Origin of the sequence: Catenulispora acidiphila DSM 44928 (assembly GCF_000024025.1) — a bacterium.
In the GTDB taxonomy this organism is placed as follows: Bacteria; Actinomycetota; Actinomycetes; order Streptomycetales; family Catenulisporaceae; genus Catenulispora; species Catenulispora acidiphila.
In genome coordinates this window covers 1890416-1909794 of sequence record NC_013131.1, presented here as the reverse complement: position 1 = coordinate 1909794, position 19379 = coordinate 1890416, and the positions used below count along the sequence as shown (strand labels likewise).

The window sequence follows — 19379 nt, the reverse complement described above, 5'->3', positions numbered from 1 at the left end:
TATATCAGCCATGTCTGCAATCACCCCTGAGAACGACATCATCATCGAGACCGACGCGCTCAGCGATGAGCTCGGCGCCGAGCTCACGGACGAGCTCACGGACCTCGGCGAGCTCAGCGAGCTCGAGGAGCCCGAGCTCGAGGAGAACGACGGCCCGCACGACGTCGACTTCGACGACACCGAGTCCGCCGAGGGCGACCCGGTCGCCTTCACCGAGCTGGGCCTGCCCGAGGAACTGGTGAAGAAGCTCGCCGAGAACGGCGTGCACAACACCTTCCCGATCCAGGCCGCGACCATCCCGGACGCGCTGGCCGGCCGGCACGTGCTGGGCAAGGCCCGCACCGGCTCCGGCAAGACCCTGGCCTTCGGGCTGGCGGCGCTGGCGAACCTGAAGGGCAAGCGGGCCCGCAAGGGCAAGCCGCTGGCCCTGGTCCTGGTGCCGACCCGCGAGCTGGCGATGCAGGTCAGCGACGCGCTGACGCCGTACGGCTTCGCCGTGGGCGCGGACATCGCCGCGGTCTACGGCGGCGCGCCGATGTACAAGCAGGTCTACTCGCTGCGCCGCGGCGTGGAGCTGCTGGTGGCCACCCCGGGCCGGCTGACCGACCTGATCGAGCAGGGCGAGTGCGACCTGTCCGAGGTCGAGATCGCCATCCTGGACGAGGCCGACCAGATGGCCGACATGGGCTTCATGCCGATCGTCACCGAGCTGCTGTCGCAGACCGACCCGACCGGCCAGCGCCTGCTGTTCAGCGCCACGCTCGACGGCGCGGTCGACGAGCTGGTCCGGCAGTACATGACCGACCCGGTCCTGCACTCGGTCACCGCCGACAGCGAAGACTCCGCGCAGATGGACCACCACCTGCTGATCGTCGAGCCGGCGGACAAGTCGATGGTCACCGCCGAGATCGCGGCCCGGCACACCCCGGGCGACGACGACGGCCGCCGCACCATCCTGTTCGCCCGCACCAAGCTCGGCGCGGACCGCATCGCCGAGAAGATCCGCGAGGCCGGCGTCTCCGCGCTGGCCCTGCACGGCGGCATGACCCAGCGGGCCCGCACCAAGACCCTCGCGGACTTCAAGGAAGGCCGCGTCCCGGTCCTGGTCGCCACCGACGTCGCCGCCCGCGGCATCCACGTCGACGGCATCGACCTGGTCCTGCACGTGGACCCGGCCGGCGACCCGAAGGACTACCTGCACCGCGCCGGCCGCACGGCCCGCGCCGGCGAGAGCGGCACCGTGGTCACCCTGGTGCTGCCCAAGCAGCGCAAGAGCACGATGCGCCTGCTGGAGCAGGCGGGCGTGGACGCGGAGCTGACCCGCGTCGCGCCGAGCTCGGCGGAGCTGCGCGAGCTGACCGGCGGCCGCCCGGTGGCGGAGTACGTCGCCGAGGCCGACGCCTACCACGCGGCCCGCCGCGCGGCGCGCGAGGCCCGCATGGGCGAGGACCGGCGCGAGGGCCGCGACGGCGGCTTCCGCGGGAACCGCGAGGGCGGCTTCCGCGGCGGGCGCGAGGGACGTGACGGGCGCGACGGGCGCGACGGTTTCCGCCAGGACCGCGACCGCTTCGACCGCGGCCACCGCGGCGGACGCTTCGAGGACCGCGACAACCGCGGCGGCGGCTTCGGCGGCGAGCGTTCGGGCTCTGCTTCCGGTTCCGGGTCGGCTTCCGGCGGCGGCGAGCGTTCGGGCTTCGGCTCGGGGTCCCGCTCCGGCTCGGGCTCGGGCTCGGGCTACGGCGGCGAGCGCCGCTCGTTCGGCGACCGCGACAACCGCGGCGGCGGCTTCAACGGCCGGGACTCGCGCGGCGGCTCGGACAGCCGTGGCGGCGAGGGCCGCTCGTTCGACCGCAACGGCTCCGGCCGCACCTTCGACCGCGACAACCGCGGCGGTTCGGACAACCGCGGCGGCGGCTTCGGCGGCGGCGAGCGCCGCTCGTACGGCGACCGCGACGGTGCCCGCAGCTTCGACCGTGACAACCGTGGCGGTGGCGAGCGCCGCTCGTTCGGCGACCGCGACAACCGCGGCGGCGGCTTCGACCGCGACAAGCGCGGCGGCTCCGAGGGCCGCACCGGCGGCTTCAACGGCGGCGAGCGCCGCTCCTTCGGGGACCGCGACAACCGGGGAGGCGGCGAGCGCCGTTCCTTCGGCGACCGCGACAACCGTGGCGGCGGCTTCAACGGTGGCGAGCGCCGTTCGTTCGGCGACCGTGACAACCGCGGCGGCGGCTTCGACCGCGACAAGCGCGGCGGCTTCAGCGACGAGCGCCGCTCCTTCGGCGACCGCGACAAGCGCGGCGGCACCGAGGGCCGCACCGGCGGCTTCAACGGCGGCGGCGAGCGCCGCTCGTTCGGGGACCGCGACAACCGTGGCGGAGGCGAGCGCCGCCCCTACGGCGACCGCAACAGCACCCCCAACCGCGGCACCGGCAGCTACGGCAGCCAGCGCCGCGACACCCCCGACGCCGAGCGCCGCACCTTCGGCGAGCGCACCGCCTTCGGCCGCCCCCGCGGCGGCTACAGCAACGGCACCGAGCAGCGCGACACCCGCCCGCCGCGCGACCGCCGCTGGTAATCGCTGAGCAGTACTAAAAGGGGACCGCGCCTGGCGCGGTCCCCTTTCGGTTTCCTACTGAGCCATCAAGCCTGAGCTCGACTCCGGCTCACGCGACACTCCTGACAGCACCCTGCCTGCCATCTGCCCAGCTACCAGCCAGTCCGACCTCCGAACGGCCCCAACCCCGAGCGCCATCCAGCTCGCCTCAGCCCCGCAAGCTCGGCCTCCAGCCAGCCTCGCGCCACTCGAATCAGCCCTGGCAGCCCTCTGCCAACTACCCGGTCCCAGCCTCCGGCCCAGCCCAGCGCCCACCAGCTCGCCTCAGCCCTGCGCCCGCATCCTGCCTGCTTCTAATCCAGCCCGGCCTGGCCCTGAGCGCCATCCAGCTCGCCTCAGCCATGCCAGCACCCTGCCTGCTATCTGCAGCAGCTCCAGCTCTGCCTCTGATCCGACCCAGCGTGGCCCTGCGCACCATCCGGCTCGGCGCTGCCCCGCCAGCCAGCGCCCTGCCTGCCGCCATCTGCCTCAGCCCGCCTCCAACCCAGCCCCCCGCGCACCGCCCCCCAAAACCACAAGGGCCCCGCCCGAAGGCGAGACCCCTGCGATGTGCGACAGCTGACTGCGTCAGCGAACACAGCCCTAGTGGTGACCGTGTCCGGCTTCGAGCTCCTTGTACTCCTCGACCGTGGTCTCGACGTGGTCGGAGAACATGGCCTGGGAGGCCTTGGCGCGCAGCTTGAGGGCTCGGTTGCCCGGGCGCTCCACGCCGTTCTCGTCCGTGGCGGGGCCGAGTTCGAGGGGCTTTTGGACTTCGTGCGCTGTCAGGCGGAAGCGTTCGCCGGCTGACAGGGGTTCGTGGACTTCGGTGAACTCTCCGTCCAGCGAGACCTTGATGATGCCGGTCTCGCGGCCGTGGAGGACCTTGTCCTTGTCGCGGCGCTGGAGGCCCAGGGCGATGCGCTTGGTGCACCAGAAGGCGATGACCGGGCCCAGGAAGACCAGGACGCGGAAGGTCCAGGTCAGTGCCTCCACTGAGAGGTGGAAGTGGGTCGCGATCAGGTCGTTGCCTCCGGCGAGCCACAGGACGCCGTAGAACGTGATGCCGGCGACGCCGAGTCCGGTGCGGGTCGGGCGGTTGCGGGGGCGGTCCAGCAGGTGGTGCTCGCGCTTGTCGCCGGTGATCCACTGCTCGAGGAAGGGCCAGACGGCCAGGGCGGTGAACAGGATGCCCGGGACGACCAGCGAGGGGATCAGCACGTTGAAGGACAGCGTGTGGCCCCAGATGTTCCACTCCCAGTTCGGCATCATGCGAAGGGAGCCTTCGAGGAAGCCGATATACCAGTCTGGTTGGGAACCCGCGCTGATCTGGTCTGGTGTGTAGGGACCGTAGGCCCAGATCGGGTTGATCTGGACCAGGCCCGCCAGCAGGAAGACCACGCCGAAGATCACGAACATGAACCCGCCGGCCTTGGCGGTGTACACCGGCAGCAGCGGCAGGCCGACCACGTTCTCGTTGGTCTTGCCCGGTCCGGCCCACTGGGTGTGCTTCTGGACGAACACCAGGATCAGGTGCGCCGTCACCAGGCCGACGATCAGCGCCGGGATCAGGAGCACGTGGATGGTGAACAGGCGCGGGATGAAGTCGTGCCCGGGGAAGTCGCCGCCGAACAGGAAGTAGGAGACGTACGTCCCGACGATCGGGATCGACAGGATGACGCCGGAGGCGATGCGCAGACCCGTACCGGACAGCAGGTCGTCCGGCAGCGAGTAGCCCGCGAAGCCCTCGAGCAGGCCCAGCACCATCAGCGTGAAGCCGATGAGCCAGTTGATCTCGCGGGGCTTGCGGAACGCACCGGTGAAGAAGATGCGCAGCATGTGGACCATGATCGCCATCAGGAAGATCAGGGCCGCCCAGTGGTGCACCTGGCGCATCAGCAGTCCGGCGCGCACGTCGAAGCTGATCTTCAGCGTCGAGGCGAAGGCCTCGGACATCGAGACGCCGTCGAGCGGGCGGTAGGACCCGTTGTACTGGACCTCGCCCATGCTCGGGTTGAACCACAGCGTCAGGAACACGCCGGAGAGCAGGATCAGGATGAACGAGAACAGCGCGATCTCGCCGAGCAGGAAGCTCCAGTGGTCCGGGAAGACCTTCCGGATCAGGCCCTTCGAACCTCGCAGGAGCCCGAGCCGCTCGTCCGCCCAGTTGGTGACCGGGTCGGTCTTGACGTCCTCGGCCGCTGCCCCGGTAGCCGGGGCGTTCGTGGTACTCATCCGCGCTCCCAGAAGCTCGGGCCGACCGGCTCCTGGAAGTCGCTCACGGCGACCAGGTTGCCGTCGGCGTCGGCTGTGATGTGCAGCTGCGGCAGCGACCGCGCGGCCGGGCCGAAGATGACCTTGCCGTCGTCGGACAGGTCGAAGGTCGACTGGTGGCACGGGCACAGCATGTGGTGCGTCTGCTGTTCGTACAGCGCCACCGGGCAGCCGACGTGGGTGCAGATCTTGGAGAACGCCATGACGCCGTCCACCGACCAGTCCCACTGCTTCTTCTTCTGCGCGTCGGAGCCCTTCAGGGCGTCCTGCGGCAGCCGGACGACCAGCACCGCGGCCTTGGCCAGGTTGTCGATCCGGTTCTCCGGGTCGTCGGCCAGGGCGGCCGGGTTGGCCAGGGCCAGCGTGCCGACCGTGACGTCCGAGACCTTCAGCGGCTGCCCGGTGTTCGGGTTCACCAGCTTCTGCCCCGGCGCCCACAGCGTGTGCCGCAGGCTGTCCTTCGGCATCGGACCCAGGTCGCGCAGCAGCCACACCGCCGGCAGCGGCAGCACCAGCATGGCGGTGAGCAGCGAGCGGCGGATCAGCGGGTACTTGGTGAAGCCGGAGTCGGCGACACCCTGCTTGAACTCCGAGACCGCGAACGCGGTGGACTCGGGGTCCGACTTCATCGGGTGCCGCTCCTGGACCAGGTCCACGTCGGTCATCAGGGTCCGGGCCCAGTGGATGGCCCCGCCCCCGAGAGCCAGGAACGCGAAGCCCAGGCACAGGCCCAGCGCCAGGTTGTTCATGTTCACGGTGCCCAGGCCCGTGAACCGGTGCACCCGGGTGTTGGGGATGAAGGTGTAGCAGACCATCGAGCCGATCAGGCCCACGATCGCGATCAGGAACAGCAGCGCGACCTGGCGCTCGGCGCGCTTGGCGGCCCGGGCGTCGATGTCGGTGACCCGGGGCCGGTAAGCCGGCAGGCCGGGGTCCTGGAAGGGGTTCTCCGCCACGGCTTCCTTGGTCAGGGTGCCGTGGCCCGCCCCACCGGTGTTCTCAGGCAGGTGGTCCGTTTCCATGTCCCGATCAGTCATTGTCGGTGGCGTCCTTCCCCGTGGTCGCCTCGAAGTGGGCGACGCGGGCGCGGGAGGCCTTGGTGGTGTGCGCGCCGATCCAGCAGGCGAACACGATCAGCAGGCCCAGCACGATCGTCCAGACGAACAGCCCTTCCGAGACCGGGCCGATGGAGCCCAGGTCCAGACCGCCGGGGTTGGCACCGGTGCGGGTCTGCAGGAGGTAGGCGATGATGTCCTTCTTGTCCTGCGGGGACATCACGTTGTCGTTGAAGACCGGCATGTTCTGCGGGCCGGTGAGCATGGCCTCGTACAGGTGCTTGGGCGAGGTGTCCCGCAGCGACGGCGCGTACTTGCCGTCGGTCAGGGCACCGCCGGCGCCGGCCACGTTGTGGCACTGCGAGCAGTTCGTCCGGAACAGCACTCCGCCGTTGGAGACGCTCGCGGCGTTGTTCGGGTCGGCGTTGTACAGCGAGGGGTCCGGGATGTCCGGACCGGCGCCGAGGGAGCCGATGTAGGCGGCCATGTCGGCGATCTGCTCCGGGGAGAAGATCGGCGGCTTGCTGGGGACCTGCGGTCCGATCTGCATCGCGGGCATGCGTCCGGTGCCGACCTGGAAGTCGACGGCGGCGGCACCGACTCCGATCAGCGAGGGACCCGAGCCCTGCACGCCCTGGCCGTTCATGTTGTGGCAGGACGAGCACGAGGACTGGAAGAGTTTCTGGCCTGCGGTGAGCTGGTCCTGCGTGACACCGGAAGCGGCCGATGCGTTCGCCGTGGAAGAGCCCAGGGTGGCGTAGGCCGCGCCGATGAAGGCCAGCGCGAAGAAGAGGACGACGAACGCGGCCAGCGGATGGCGCCGTCGTGCCGAAAGCGTGTTCACGACAGAGGATTCCTTACCGATTCCACTGGTCCGGACTACTTCATGATGTAGATGACGAAGAACAGGCCGAGCCACACCACGTCGACGAAGTGCCAGTAGTAGGACACGACGATCGCGGAGGTGGCCTGATCATGGGTGAATCGTTTGGCCAGGTAGGTCCGGCCCAGCACCAGCAGGAACGCGAGCAGACCGCCGGTGACGTGCATACCGTGGAACCCGGTGGTGAGGTAGAACACGGACGTCCAGGCGTTCGCGCCGATGGAGAGGTTCTCCTTCACCAGGGCCGAGTACTCCCAGACCTGGCCGGCGACGAAGATCGAGCCCATGACGAACGTGATCATGAACCAGAAGCGCAGCCTCCGCACGTCCCCACGCTCGGCCGCGAACACACCCATCTGGCAGGTGACCGAGGACAGCACCAGGATGGTGGTGTTCGGTCCGGCGAGCCACATGTTGAGGTGCTTGGCCTGCTGCACGAAGTACTGCGACCCGTGCACTGAGCGGATCGTGAAGTACATCGCGAACAGCGCCGCGAAGAACATCAGTTCCGAGCTCAGCCAGACGATCGTTCCGACGCTGACCAGGTTCGGCCGGTTGGGCAGGCGGTGGGCCTGCCCCGCTTGAGTAGTTGCAGTTGCTGTCGCCACGGCCGCCATTATGTCGTCACCCCATGGCGGCTCCGCGCCGGGGGTGGGTGTTAAGGAACCAGTGTCCTGTGTGTATGGGGCCGATCGAGTTAACGAAGGCCCGGATCGAGCGGTTCCCGCCAAAGCTCCGGACACGCTCAGTGTCCTGGGACTGCGGGATGCGCGACGGTTCCACGCGGGGCTGAGCGGACATGTCGGACCTGCGTACAACCATCCGAGAACGCAGTCCTACGCTGGACGGGTGAGTCACCTCTCCCCCGACCTGTTCCTCGCCGGCGGCGACGACGTCCCGCCGGCCCTGACCGTCACCCGGATCCTCACCGCTTGGACGGTGGATCCGTGGCTGGCGGCCGTCATCGTCGCGGTCGGCGGGCTGTACCTCTATGGGGTGTCCACTCTCACCCGTCGGGGTGACAAGTGGCCGATCGGGCGGACCGTGGCGTTCGTCGGCGGCGGACTCGGGACGATGGTCGTCGCGACCATGTCCAGCCTGGGGACCTACGACGACACGCTGATCAGCGTCCACATGATCCAGCACATGGTCCTGTCCATGGTGACCCCGGTGTTCCTGTGTCTGGGCGCCCCGGTGACGCTGGCGCTGCGGACGCTGCCGGTGCGCTGGCGCAAGCGCCTGGTGCGGCTGCTGCACTCGCGGTTCGCTCGGGTGATGTCCTTCCCGCTGGTGACCGGGGTGCTGTTCGTGGCCACGCCGTTCGCCCTGTACTTCACCGGCTGGTACCAGGCCACGCTGGAGCACCCCTACCTGCATGAGGTCACACACCTGCACTTCATCCTGGTCGGCTCGCTGTGGTTCTGGCCGCTGCTGGGCGTGGACCCGGTGCCGAACCGGCTGGCGTACCCGTTCCGGCTGCTGGCGATCTTCGCCACGCTGCCGTTCCACGCCATCCTCGGGCTGACGATCATGCAGGACAACGATCTGCTCGCGGCTTCGTACTACACCAGTCTCGGCCGCACTTGGGGCTCCTCGCCGCTGGCCGACCAGCACGCCGCCGGCGGCATCCTGTGGGGCTCGGGTGACCTGGTGGGATTCTTTGTGTTCCTGGCGCTGGGCATCCAGTGGGCCCAGCAGTCCAAGCGCGAGGCCGAGCGGGAAGATCGAAGGCTCGACCGTCTGGAAGCCGAGGAAGCACGCCGAGTAAGCTCCGTCACATGAACGCTCCTAACACAGGACAACAAGGGGTGCACGCGTCCGCCGGCGAGCAGGCCGTCAAGGTCCTCATCTACAGCGACGACTCCACCACGCGGGAGAAGGTCGTGCTGGCGCTCGGGCGCCGGGTGGCCGCCGACCTGCCGCCGATCAAGACCCACGAGTTCGCCACGCCGCTGGCGGTGGTCAACGCCGTCGACGCCGGCGGCTTCGACATCCTGATCCTGGACGGGGAGGCGACCCCGGCCGGCGGCATGGGCGTCTGCCGCCAGCTCAAGGACGAGATCTACCAGTGCCCGCCGGTGCTGGTGCTCACCGGGCGCCCGCAGGACGGCTGGCTGGCCACCTGGTCCCGGGCCGAGGCGTGGACGCCGCACCCGATCGACCCGGTCGCCCTGGCAGACTCGGTCGCGGAGTTGGTCCGGGCCCGCCTGGCCAAGCGCGTCGCCGCGTAGGTTCTCGTGGGCTGCGAGGAGGAGGCCCTGGGCCGACGACGGCCCCGGGCGGCTTCCCCCGCGTGAGATTCACCCTGTTGAGCATTGTGCTGTGGACTGATCACTGAGCATTGAGCGTTCCGTAGAGACGGAGGCGACCCGCCGATGACCGAGCAGCGCACCTGGCCCGAGCTGTTGTCGGCGGTGCTGCGCCGCGACGACCTCTCGGTCGACGACGCGGCCTGGGCCATGGACCGCATCATGACCGGCGAGGCCACGCCGAGCCAGGTCGCGGGCTTCGCGGTGGCGCTGCGGGCCAAGGGCGAGGCGGTCGACGAGATCGAGGGCTTCGTCCGCTCGATGTACACCCACGCCCTGCTCATCGACGTCCCCGGCGCGACCGTGGACATCGTCGGCACCGGCGGCGACCGCGCGCACACCGTGAACATCTCCACGATGTCCGCCATCGTCGCGGCCGGCGCGGGCGCCACCGTGGTCAAGCACGGCAACCGCGCCTCGTCCTCCTCCTCCGGCGCCGCCGACGTCCTGGAGCGCCTCGGAGTCCGTCTGGATCTGCCGCCCGAGGCGGTCGCCCAGGTCGCGAAGGAGGTGGGCATCACCTTCTGCTTCGCCCCGGTCTTCCACGCCTCCCTGCGCCACGCGGGTGTCCCCCGCAAGGAACTGGCGATCCCGACCTTCTTCAACTTCCTCGGCCCGCTGACCAACCCGGCCCGCCCGCGCGCCTCAGCCGTCGGCGTCTTCGACGACCGCATGGCGCCGATCGTGGCCGGCGTCTTCGCCCGCCGCGGCGTGGAGTCCCTGGTCTTCCGCGGCGACGACGGCCTCGACGAGATCTCGGTGGCGACCACCACCACGGTCTGGACCGCGACCGGCGGCACCGTGATCCGCGAGGTCTTCGACCCCCGCGACGTAGGCATTGAGTACTCCCCCATCAGCGCCCTGCGCGGCGCCGACCCGGAGTTCAACGCCACCGTCGCCCGCCGCCTGCTGGCCGGCGAACGCGGCGCGGTGCGCGACGCGGTCCTGCTGTCCTCAGCCGCGGCACTCGCGGCACTGGAGCCGTCCGGCGCACCGGTGGCACAGCGGCTCGGCGCCGGGCTGGCGAAAGCCGCCGACGCGATCGATTCGGGCGCGGCGGAGCGGGTGCTGGCGAAGTGGGTCGAGGTCTCGGAGCGGTTGATCCGGGAGCGGTAGGCGGCTGGCTGGCGGGTTGGCGCTGCTACGGGTCTGCGGGTCAGAACGCGAGATCGGACCAGCTGATCTCGATACCGAACGGGTACTCGGTGGACACCGCGTCACGGCTGACTCCGGCCGACCACACCGCCACGAGCGTGTAGCGGCCGAGCCGTTCCGCCAGACGCCACTCCTCGATCGACTCGACAGCCGAGTCATCCGCCTTCAGGCGCACGATCCAGTAGTGCTTGATCCCGGCCCGGGCGTACTGGGTCATCTTCGATTCGAAGCCGGCATCGGGGTTGTCCTGCCCGGTGTCGGTCGCGCGGCTGGTCGGCGAGACGATCTCGACGGCGAGCACGACATGCGTCGCCCACAAGTCCTCGTCGGATTCCTCCAGGCAACGGTGGACCAGGACGTCAGGTCTGCGGACCGTCGACTTCGGGACCTCCCACAGCCGGGTGTCGAGATCCTGAGCCACTTTCAGGCAGGGAAAAGCGCCCTCCTGAACCGCTCGTTTGGCCGCTGTCTGAAGCGCCATCGCCAATTGGAGCGACAAGTACTGGTGGCCGGGGCTGCCCGACTGGCGGCGGATCAGGCGGCCGTTGTCGAGCTCGTGGTCCCGGCAGACCTCTTCGGGGATGTGTTTCCACATCTCAAAAGTGACACCGTCGAGCAGACCGGCCCACTCCACCAGAGCAAACGCGGACCAGAGCTCCGGCGACGCCTCCAGCTCGGCGGCCGGTGGAGAAGGCGGTGCTTCATCGTTCATGGCTACTGTCATACCCCAAAGGCTAGCCACGCCCTCTGACAGGACGTGGCCAACCGGTTACCGCTCGTGCTCGCAGCTCGGGCCTAAGCTCCCTGCACTCCCGCCGCCGAGCCCTTCAACCACTGGCTCCAGCTCAGGTTCCAGTCGTCGAAGCCGGGGTCGGGGTTGTTGGTGACGTTCGGCTTGGTGTTCGCCGAGGGCAGCACGTCCACCACGTCGCCGATCTGCACCGTGCCGAAGAACCACGCGGCGTCGCTCAGGCTCATACCGATGCAGCCGTGGCTGCCGTTGACGCGGCCGAACTTGCCGTCGTTCCAGGGCGCGGCGTGCAGGAAGGTGCCGGAGTTGGTGATCTTCACCGCGGACTGGACCTTCAGGTCGTAGAAGTCCGAGGCGTCGGTGAAGTTCACCGAGGAGGAGGTCATCTGCAGGGTCGCGTCCTTCTCCAGCACGACCATCTTGCCGCTCCAGGTCGGGTGCTTCGGGACCTCGCCCGCGCTGACCGGGATGGTGCGCACGACCTTGCCGTTCTTGGTGACCGTCATCTTGTCCTTCATCAGGTCCACGGTGCTGACCACCGAGTCGCCGATGGTGAAGGAGAAGTCCTTGGTGAACGAGCCGTAGGTGACCTCGCCGGCCTTCACCCCGTTCAGCCCCAGGTGCACCTGCACCTTGGTCCCCGGCTGCCAGTAGTTCGCCGGACGCCAGTCCGCCTCGGTCGCCCCGCGCCAGTTCCACGCGCCGTCCACGTGCGGCGTCGTGGTGACCGTCATCGCCTTCTCGACGGCCGCGCGCTCCTTCTCGTTCGGCGGGTTGGTGAAGAAGACCGCCACCGGCTGCCCGACCCCGACCGTGGTCCCATCGTTCGGGACGTAATGGTCCAGCCCGAGCCGCTTCTGCGGAGTCAGGGTGGTGAACTTCGAGGTGGTCGACTTCTCCGCCCCCGAGGCGTCCTGCGCCTTCGCCACAACCGTGTAGGTACTCGAGATCGCCAGCGTCCCCGTGGAGGCCCAGGAGGAGCCGTCAGAGGCCAAAACGCCGCTGACCACCTTGCCGGAAGCGTCAGTGGCCGTGACAGCCTCCAGCTTGCCGTTCGCGGCATTGATCTGGATGCCCTTGCCGGGATCGACACCCTTGGCGCCATCCGCAGGACTCGCCGACAGCGCTATCGGCAGCGCGGCGGAGGACGGCGCCGACGAGGCAACCCCGCCAGCAGCACCCCCGGACGAGGACGAAGAGGACGACGCAGTCTGCCCATCCCCCACCGGCGCCACCGCCGAACTCTTCCCACCCGACGACCCCCCACAAGCGCCCGCCAGCAGCCCCACGGCCGCCGCAGCCGCCGTCCACTGCACAGCCCGCCGCCACCGCCCGCCCGCGGTAACACCCTGCCCGAGGTGGTGTGCCACGAGTCCTCCCGTTCATCCCTGTCACATCGAAACTTGCTGGTACACCTGGATAGACGCCCCAGGACCCGCACGCGTTGCACACGACCCCGAAAGATCGTCATCTCATGACATTCCTGTGACATGGCACAGGAGAGCCGGGTCTCGGCGAACCCACGATTGCCACGGGTACGAGGCGTTACGGTGTAACTATGCGTGTTGGCGTATACATCGATGGGTTCAACCTGTACTACGGCGCGAAGTTCATCATGGGCGGCTCAGGCGTCCCAGGATGGCGATGGCTTGACCTCCGAGGGCTGTCGGACTCGCTAGTGGCCCGTGAATCAGGATGGCCCGGAGCTTCCGTAACCCGAGTGGTCTACTGCACCGCCCGAATCCGCGGTGGTTCGAACCCCACCGCTCAGCACGATCAAGACACCTACCTTCGAGCGCTACAGGCAAGCAAGTCTGTTGACGTCTCTGAGGAGGGCTACTACGTAGAGCGTCTCGCCACCGCGCCTCTCGCGAAGAAGGGGCCAAAGGGCAAGCCCGTACTCGTGACGGCGGACTGGCCACTGATGGTGCAGGACGCCCAGGGTACCGCCGTGGCTGGCGCTCGCTTCATCGCGCAAGTGGCACGCCGCGAAGAGAAGGGTTCCGACGTCAACGTCGCGAGTCACCTGCTCATCGACGTGTACGAAGGCCGCATCGACGCGGCTGTGGTGATCAGCAACGATAGCGACCTTGCGTATCCCGTGCGGATGATGCGCCAGAAGGTGCCGCTTGGACTCGTCAACCCCACCAAGAACTACAACGCGGGGGCTTTGAACGGCAACCCCTCAGACGGCGTCGGCGGTCACTGGTGGTACCAACTTACTGCGGCCGATCTGACGTCTTCGCAGCTCACAAGCCTTGTCGGGAAGATCACCAAGCCGGTTGGGTGGTAGGCGTCACTTTGACGCCCGGACATGTGTCAAGTAGTCTTTTTGCATACCGCCCGGCCCCTCTGGGGTCGGGTTTTTTCGTTTCTCGTACCGGCTCGAGATCCGACGCGCAGCTAATAGAGCCCGGTCCGGAAAACCTCCCGGACCGGGCTCTACTTACTTACTAAAACATTCTGTTACCAGAGCGCTGACTCAGTGCTCCGCACCAACCTCGCCGTACCGGTTGTTCTCCCGCCGGTAGTACTCGAACACAAGCCCGATCACCGAGTAGGCGCCGAAGGGGAAGGCCACGAGCAGCAGCCACCATCCGAAGATGATGCCCATGAAGGCCAGGGCGGCGGAGCCGGCGGTGTAGAGCGGCCACCAGGAGTGGGGGGCGAAGAAGCCGAGTTCGCCGGCCATTTCGGCGATTTCGGCGTCGTCGCGGTCCTCGGGGCGGGGGCCGATGCGGATCGCGGTGAAGTACAGGTAGAACCAGACCAGGGAGCACAGGCCGAAGGCCATGGACAGGGCGGTGGTGCCGACCGTGTCCTTGGACAGGAACCAGTAGACCGGGATGTCGATCATCAGGAAGATGGCGACGAACCCGAAGAGCTTGGCTTCGACCTTCACTTGGCACCGTCCTCGTCGTCGCCGGATGGGGTGGACGGCAGCGGGTCGGACGCGGCCACCGCGGCCTTCTTCTTGCCGTGTCCGTGGCCCAGGTCGAGTGCGGCGACCTCGGGGTGGTGCAGGTCGAAGGCCGGGGACTCGGAGCGGATGCGCGGCAGGGAGGTGAAGTTGTGCCGCGGCGGCGGGCAGGAGGTCGCCCACTCCAGCGAGCGGCCGAAGCCCCACGGGTCGTCGACGGTGACCTTCTTGCCGCGCTTGGCGGTGATGTACACGTTGTACAGGAAGGGCAGGGTCGAGGCGCCGAGGATGAACGAGCCGATCGAGGAGATCGTGTTCAGGGTGGTGAACCCGTCGCTGGCCAGGTAGTCCGCGTAGCGGCGGGGCATGCCCTCGGCTCCCAGCCAGTGCTGGACCAGGAAGGTGGTGTGGAAGCCGACGAACAGGATCCAGAAGTGGATCTTGCCGAGCCGCTCGTCCAGCATCTTGCCGGTGAACTTCGGCCACCAGAAGTAGAAGCCGGCGTTCATCGCGAACACCACGGTGCCGAACAGCACGTAGTGGAAGTGCGCGACCACGAAGTACGAGTCCTGCACGTGGAAGTCGATCGGCGGGGAGGCCAGCAGCACGCCGGTCAGACCGCCGAACAGGAACGTCACCAGGAAGCCGACCGACCACAGCATCGGCGTGTCGAAGCTCAGCGAGCCGCGCCACATGGTGCCGATCCAGTCGAAGAACTTGATGCCGGTCGGGACCGCGATCAGGTAGGACATGAACGCGAAGAACGGCAGCATCACCGCGCCGGTGGTGAACATGTGGTGCGCCCACACCGTCACCGACAGGCCGGCGATCGACATCGTCGCCATGACCAGGGTGTTGTAGCCGAAGATCGGCTTGCGGCTGAACACCGGGATGATCTCGGTGATGATCCCGAAGAACGGCAGCGCGACGATGTACACCTCTGGGTGTCCGAAGAACCAGAACAGGTGTTGCCACAACAGCGCCCCGCCGTTGTCGGCCTCGAAGATCTGCGCCCCCAGCCGGCGGTCGGCCTCCAGCGCGAACAGCGCGGCGGCCAGCACCGGGAAGGCCATCAGGACCAGCACCGCGGTCAGCAGGATGTTCCAGGTGAAGATCGGCATCCGGAACATCGTCATGCCGGGCGCGCGCATGCAGATGATGGTGGTGATGAAGTTGACGCCGCCGAGGATGGTGCCGAAGCCGGACAGCGCCAGACCCATGATCCACATGTCCGCGCCGATGCCCGGGGAGTGGATCGCGTCGGTCAGCGGGGCGTAGGCGAACCAGCCGAAGTCCGCGGCGCCCTGCGGGGTCAGGAAGCCGCCGACCGCGATCAGCGAGCCGAACAGGAACAGCCAGTAGGCGAACATGTTCAGCCGCGGGAAGGCCACGTCCGGGGCGCCGATCTGCAGCGGCACGATGACGTTCGCGAACCCGATGAACAGCGGGGTGGCGAACATCAGCAGCATGATCGTGCCGTGCATGGTGAACGCCTGGTTGAACTGCTCCGTGGTCAGGAACTGCAGACCCGGCCGGGCGAGCTCGGCGCGCATCAGCAGGGCCAGCAGGCCGCCGATGCCGAAGAAACAGAACGACGTGATGAGGTACATGTACCCGATCACCTTGTGGTCGGTGGACGTCAGCCACTTGACCACGATGTTGCCGGGCTCACGGCGCTCGTACGGCGCGCTCACTGCGCGCGGTTCACTGATGGCCGTCACTTTTCTTTCCCTGTGGAGTCGTTGCCGATGCCGGTCAGCGGGCCGACGCGCAGCGGGACGCCGTTGGTGTTGTAACCCACGGGCAGCTGACCGGTCTGGCCCTTGCCGGTCACCGGGTCGATCTTGGACGCCAGCGCCTTGAGGTGGTTCTGGTAGTCAGCGGCCGAGACGACCTTGACCTTGAACAGCATCCGGGAGTGGTCGACACCGCACAGCTCGGCGCAGCGGCCGATGAACTCGCCCTCCTTGGAGGGGGTGAGTTCGAACTCGTTGACGCGCCCGGGGACCACGTCCAGCTTGAACAGGAAGTTCGGGACCCAGAAGGAGTGGATGACGTCGGTGGAGGTCAGCGTGAAGCGGACCCGCTCGTTCACCGGCAGCCACAGCACCGGCAGGTCCGCCGGCGTGCCGGCGTCGTAGACCGCCAGCTGGCCGGGGGTGTCCTGCTGGGAGACCGCGTCGTAGTTGTAGTTCCAGGACCAGGACCACTGCCGCCCCACGACGTTGATCTTCACGTCGGGGTTCTTGTGCAGGGCCAGGAGCTTGGACTCGTCCTTGGCCGTGAAGAAGAACAGCACCGCGATCATGATGAACGGCACGACCGTGAACAGCACTTCGATCGGGACGTTGTAGCGGGTCTGAGCGGGGATCTCGATGCCGGTGCGCTTGCGCCGGTAGAAGATGACGCACCACAGGATCAGGCCCCACACCAGCGCACCCACGGCCAGCGCGGCGATCCACGAGCCCTGCCACAGGTGCAGGATGATCGGCGCTTCCTTGGTGGCCGGCTGGGGGACCCCGAGCCGCTTGAATTGGCCTGCGTCGCAGCCGGTGGCGGTCAGGGCGACCAGCCCGGCCACGGCAAGGACGCCGAGCTTCGCGCGCCGCGATCGCCGCGCCGGGGTGGTGCGCTGCGGCGACGGGTCGGAGCCGTGTGGACTCAAGGTTGCCTTCCCGAGGTTCAAGCCTTGGCGGCAGGAACGCAGCGGGCTCCCGGGATCGCACCCGGTGTGCCCGCACGTCACGGCCCTGCCAGGGGCGGTGTCTTCTCTCTCGCGGCCAAACCCTACTCCAGCCCCAATTGCCTCTTGCGCGGAGGTCCCGGTTAACGCGTGTGGCGGGGTGCGGCGGTCACACATCCGGCCGAACTGACGGGTGTTGATCCGATATTCGCCGACGGCCGGAGGGACGTGCTCGGGGTACCGGACGGATCTGGCGCATACGGCGGGTGACGGCGCAGGGTCCGTATCGTCAAGGCTGTGACTCATTTCGACGCCGCCTCCGCCGAGCCCCCGCACCCGGCCGCCCGTGCCGCGCTGCTGGCGGCGTTCGAGGAGGGCTGGGCCGATCCGGCGCGGCTGTACCGGGCCGGGCGGCAGTCCCGGATGCTGCTGGACCAGGCCCGGGCGGCGGTCGCCGAGGTCCTCGGCTGCCGGGCCCGGGAGGTGTTTTTCACTCCTTCGGGGACGGCCGCGATCCATTACGGGGTCGCCGGGGTGCTCGCCGGGCGGCGGCGGGTCGGGAACCGGCTGGTGGTGTCAGCGGTCGAGCACTCCGCGGTGCTGCACGCGGCGGAGCTGCATGCCGCGACGGCTGGGAGCGCCGCCGGCGGCGGCATCGGCGCAGGTAGCGGCACTGGCGCGGGCGGCGACACGCCCGGCGCCACCGACACCGACGTCGCCCCCGACACCGACACCGACACCGACACCGAGCCGACGATCACCGACGTCCTGACCGCCTCCGGCGTCGTGTCGGTGGTCGGCGTGGACGGCCTCGGCCGGGTCGACACCGAAGCCTTCGCCCGGGAGCTGCGCGTACCGGGAACCGCCCTGGCGTGCCTGCAGGCCGCCAACCACGAGGTCGGCACGGTGCAGCCGCTGGCGCCGGTGTTCGGCGCCGCCGCCGAGGCCGGGGTGCCGCTGCTGGTGGACGCCGCGCAAGTGGTCGGGCGGCTGCCGGTGCCGCGCGAGTGGTCCGTGCTGTGTGCTTCGTCTCACAAATGGGGAGGGCCCGCCGGCGTCGGGGTCCTCGCCGTCCGCAAGGGCACGCGGTTCGCGCCGACGTGGGCTGTCGACGAGCACGAGGACGGCCGGGTGCCCGGCGCGGTGAACCTGCCCGGGATCGTCGCCGCCGCCGCGGCGCTGCTGGCCCGGGAGCAGGAGCGGGAGGCCGAGGCGGTACGGCTGCGCGCCCTGACCGAGCGGCTGCGCGCGGTCCTGCCGACGGTCGCCGACGACATCGGCGTGTTCGGCGACCCGGACGAGCGGCTGCCGAACCTGGTCGCCTTCTCCTGTCCGGCGGTCAACGCCGAGGCGCTGGTCCTGGACCTGGACGAGGCCGGGTTCGAGGTGTCGTCGGGCTCGGCGTGCACCTCCGACACCGTCACCCCGAGCCACGTACTGGTCGCCATGGGCGCCGCGGACCGGGGCAACGTGCGGATCTCGCTGCCGTTCGGCACGGCGGAGGAAGACGTGGACCGCTTCCTCGCCGTGCTGCCCGGTGTGCTGGAGAAGCTGCGCTGACTCAGGCCGCCAGATGCCGGACGACCTGGTCGGCGGCGTCGGTGCCGTAGGCCAGCGCGAAGCGCTCCAGGAAGCGGCCGCGGCTCAGGTCGTACTCCTGGGTGCCGATCGTCTCGATCACCAGCGTCGCCAGCATGCAGCCGACCTGCGCCGCGAGCTCCTCGCCGGCGCCCCAGGACAGGCCGGCGATGAAGCCGGCGCGGAAGGCGTCGCCGACGCCGGTCGGGTCGGCCTTCGCCTCCTCCTTGGGGGTGGCGACCTCGAGGACCTGGATCTCGCCGTCCTCGGTCCGGCGGGTGATCCGCACGCCGTTGGCGCCCAGCGTGACGACCCGGGCGCCGACGCGGCGCAGGATCTCCTCGGCGTCCCAGCCGGTCTTCTGCTCGATCAGCGCGGCCTCGTACTCGTTGGTGAACAGGTACTTCGCGCCGTCGACGAGCTGCTTGATGTCCTCCGCGGGCATGCGCGCCAGCTGCTGGGAGGGGTCGGCGGCGAACGGGATGCCGCGCTCGCGGCACTCCTGGGTGTGCCGCAGCATCGCCTCGGGGTCGTCGGCGCCGATCAGCAGCAGGTCCAGCCCGCCGACCCGGTCGGCGACCGGGCCGATCTCGATCAGCCGGGCCTCGGCCATCGCGCCGGTGTAGAAGGAGGCGATCTGGTTGTGGTCGGCGTCGGTGGTGCACACGAAGCGCGCGGTGTGCAGCAGGTCGCTGATCCGGACCGACTCGCAGTCCACGTTGTTCCGCTCCAGCCAGGACCGGTACTCCCCGAAGTCCTCGCCGGCGCTGCCGACCAGGACCGGGCGCAGCCCGAGCCTGCCCATCCCGAAGCAGATGTTCGGCGCCACGCCGCCGCGCCGGATCTCCAGGGAGTCGACCAGGAACGACAGGGAGACGGTGTGGAGCTGGTCGGCCACCAGCTGCTCGGCGAAGCGGCCGGGGAAGCTCATCAGGTGGTCTGTCGCGATGGAACCGGCGACGGCAACGCGCACGGGGAGACTCGATTCTGTTCGGCGGGGAAGTCGGTCGCGGCACCGCGGCGGAACCGGCGCGACACCGGGTCGGCGGCGTCGGGCGCGGTGGTCCGCGGAGGTCTCGCGGGCGTGCAGGGGGCAGGTCGCGGGCACGGCAAATGGGTGGACCCGCGAACGGGCCCACCCACCGTGTTAACCGCCGCCGCGGCCTCTACACACCCCG

16 protein-coding genes are annotated in these 19379 nt (G+C 69.0%); 6 read left to right on the top strand and 10 right to left on the bottom strand.

From position 1 onward, the window contains the following. The first annotated feature begins 10 nt into the window (after positions 1-10). On the top strand, positions 11-2575 hold the full coding sequence (locus CACI_RS08380; RefSeq protein ID WP_012785896.1) for a DEAD/DEAH box helicase: 2565 nt from the start codon (positions 11-13) through the stop codon (positions 2573-2575). 621 nt (positions 2576-3196) lie between these two features. On the opposite strand, the gene qcrB is transcribed toward CACI_RS08380, so the two are convergent. The 4 genes from qcrB to ctaE are packed head-to-tail and all read right to left on the bottom strand — an operon-like array spanning position 3197 to position 7422. Beyond that, a complete protein-coding gene (gene qcrB / locus CACI_RS08375; protein WP_012785895.1) occupies positions 3197-4828 on the bottom strand; it encodes a cytochrome bc1 complex cytochrome b subunit in 1632 nt (543 codons plus the stop codon). Then, positions 4825-5904, bottom strand: coding sequence for a cytochrome bc1 complex Rieske iron-sulfur subunit (qcrA, locus tag CACI_RS08370; RefSeq protein WP_012785894.1), 1080 nt, complete (start codon positions 5902-5904; stop codon positions 4825-4827). The genes qcrB and qcrA overlap by 4 nt, the downstream gene beginning before the upstream one ends. Beyond that, the gene (gene qcrC / locus CACI_RS08365) at positions 5897-6766 is read right to left on the bottom strand and encodes a cytochrome bc1 complex diheme cytochrome c subunit (RefSeq protein WP_012785893.1); all 870 of its coding nucleotides are present in this window, start codon (positions 6764-6766) and stop codon (positions 5897-5899) included. The genes qcrA and qcrC overlap by 8 nt, the downstream gene beginning before the upstream one ends. Positions 6767-6801: 35 nt before the next feature. Beyond that, a complete protein-coding gene (ctaE, locus tag CACI_RS08360) occupies positions 6802-7422 on the bottom strand; it encodes an aa3-type cytochrome oxidase subunit III (protein WP_012785892.1) in 621 nt (206 codons plus the stop codon). Positions 7423-7654: 232 nt separating this feature from the next. On the opposite strand from ctaE, the gene CACI_RS08355 reads away from it, so the two are divergent. The 3 genes from CACI_RS08355 to trpD all read left to right on the top strand — a co-directional run bounded on the left by CACI_RS08355 (position 7655) and on the right by trpD (position 10230). After that, positions 7655-8587 (top strand): cytochrome c oxidase assembly protein, encoded by a 933-nt coding sequence (locus CACI_RS08355; protein WP_012785890.1) that lies wholly within the window; start codon positions 7655-7657, stop codon positions 8585-8587. Next, complete coding sequence (locus CACI_RS08350) at positions 8584-9036, top strand: DNA-binding transcriptional response regulator (protein WP_049871513.1); 453 nt, start codon at positions 8584-8586, stop codon at positions 9034-9036. Before CACI_RS08355 ends, CACI_RS08350 begins: the two co-directional genes overlap by 4 nt. 144 nt (positions 9037-9180) lie before the next feature. Further along, a complete protein-coding gene (gene trpD, locus CACI_RS08345) occupies positions 9181-10230 on the top strand; it encodes an anthranilate phosphoribosyltransferase (RefSeq protein ID WP_012785888.1) in 1050 nt (349 codons plus the stop codon). A gap of 40 nt (positions 10231-10270) precedes the next feature. Here the strand turns inward: trpD and CACI_RS08340 are convergent, their stop codons facing one another. After that, positions 10271-10981, bottom strand: a complete 711-nt coding sequence (locus tag CACI_RS08340; RefSeq protein ID WP_049871512.1) for a Uma2 family endonuclease — start codon at positions 10979-10981, stop codon at positions 10271-10273. 83 nt (positions 10982-11064) lie between these two features. Continuing rightward, positions 11065-12390 carry a L,D-transpeptidase gene (locus CACI_RS08335; protein ID WP_012785886.1) on the bottom strand — a complete coding sequence of 442 codons (1326 nt, stop codon included), beginning with the start codon at positions 12388-12390 and terminating at the stop codon, positions 11065-11067. A gap of 188 nt (positions 12391-12578) precedes the next feature. Between CACI_RS08335 and CACI_RS08330 the strand changes: the two genes are divergently transcribed. Continuing rightward, complete coding sequence (locus CACI_RS08330) at positions 12579-13313, top strand: NYN domain-containing protein (RefSeq protein WP_012785885.1); 735 nt, start codon at positions 12579-12581, stop codon at positions 13311-13313. A 189-nt stretch (positions 13314-13502) separates the two neighbouring features. Here CACI_RS08330 and CACI_RS08325 read toward each other — a convergent pair whose 3' ends face one another. Genes CACI_RS08325 through ctaC form a run of 3 tightly spaced genes read right to left on the bottom strand, consistent with a single transcriptional unit; the run spans position 13503 to position 16605 of the window. Beyond that, complete coding sequence (locus CACI_RS08325) at positions 13503-13922, bottom strand: cytochrome c oxidase subunit 4 (protein WP_012785884.1); 420 nt, start codon at positions 13920-13922, stop codon at positions 13503-13505. Further along, positions 13919-15661 (bottom strand): aa3-type cytochrome oxidase subunit I, encoded by a 1743-nt coding sequence (ctaD, locus tag CACI_RS08320; RefSeq protein ID WP_012785883.1) that lies wholly within the window; start codon positions 15659-15661, stop codon positions 13919-13921. The genes CACI_RS08325 and ctaD overlap by 4 nt, the downstream gene beginning before the upstream one ends. Continuing rightward, entirely contained in the window at positions 15658-16605 is a 948-nt protein-coding gene (gene ctaC / locus CACI_RS08315) for an aa3-type cytochrome oxidase subunit II (protein WP_083795597.1), read from the bottom strand. The genes ctaD and ctaC overlap by 4 nt, the downstream gene beginning before the upstream one ends. Before the next feature lie 315 nt (positions 16606-16920). Between ctaC and CACI_RS08310 the strand changes: the two genes are divergently transcribed. After that, entirely contained in the window at positions 16921-18183 is a 1263-nt protein-coding gene (locus CACI_RS08310) for a cysteine desulfurase family protein (RefSeq protein WP_012785881.1), read from the top strand. A gap of 1 nt (position 18184) precedes the next feature. On the opposite strand, the gene CACI_RS08305 is transcribed toward CACI_RS08310, so the two are convergent. Next, entirely contained in the window at positions 18185-19174 is a 990-nt protein-coding gene (locus tag CACI_RS08305) for a carbohydrate kinase family protein (RefSeq protein ID WP_012785880.1), read from the bottom strand. Between the last annotated feature and the right edge of the window lie 205 nt (positions 19175-19379).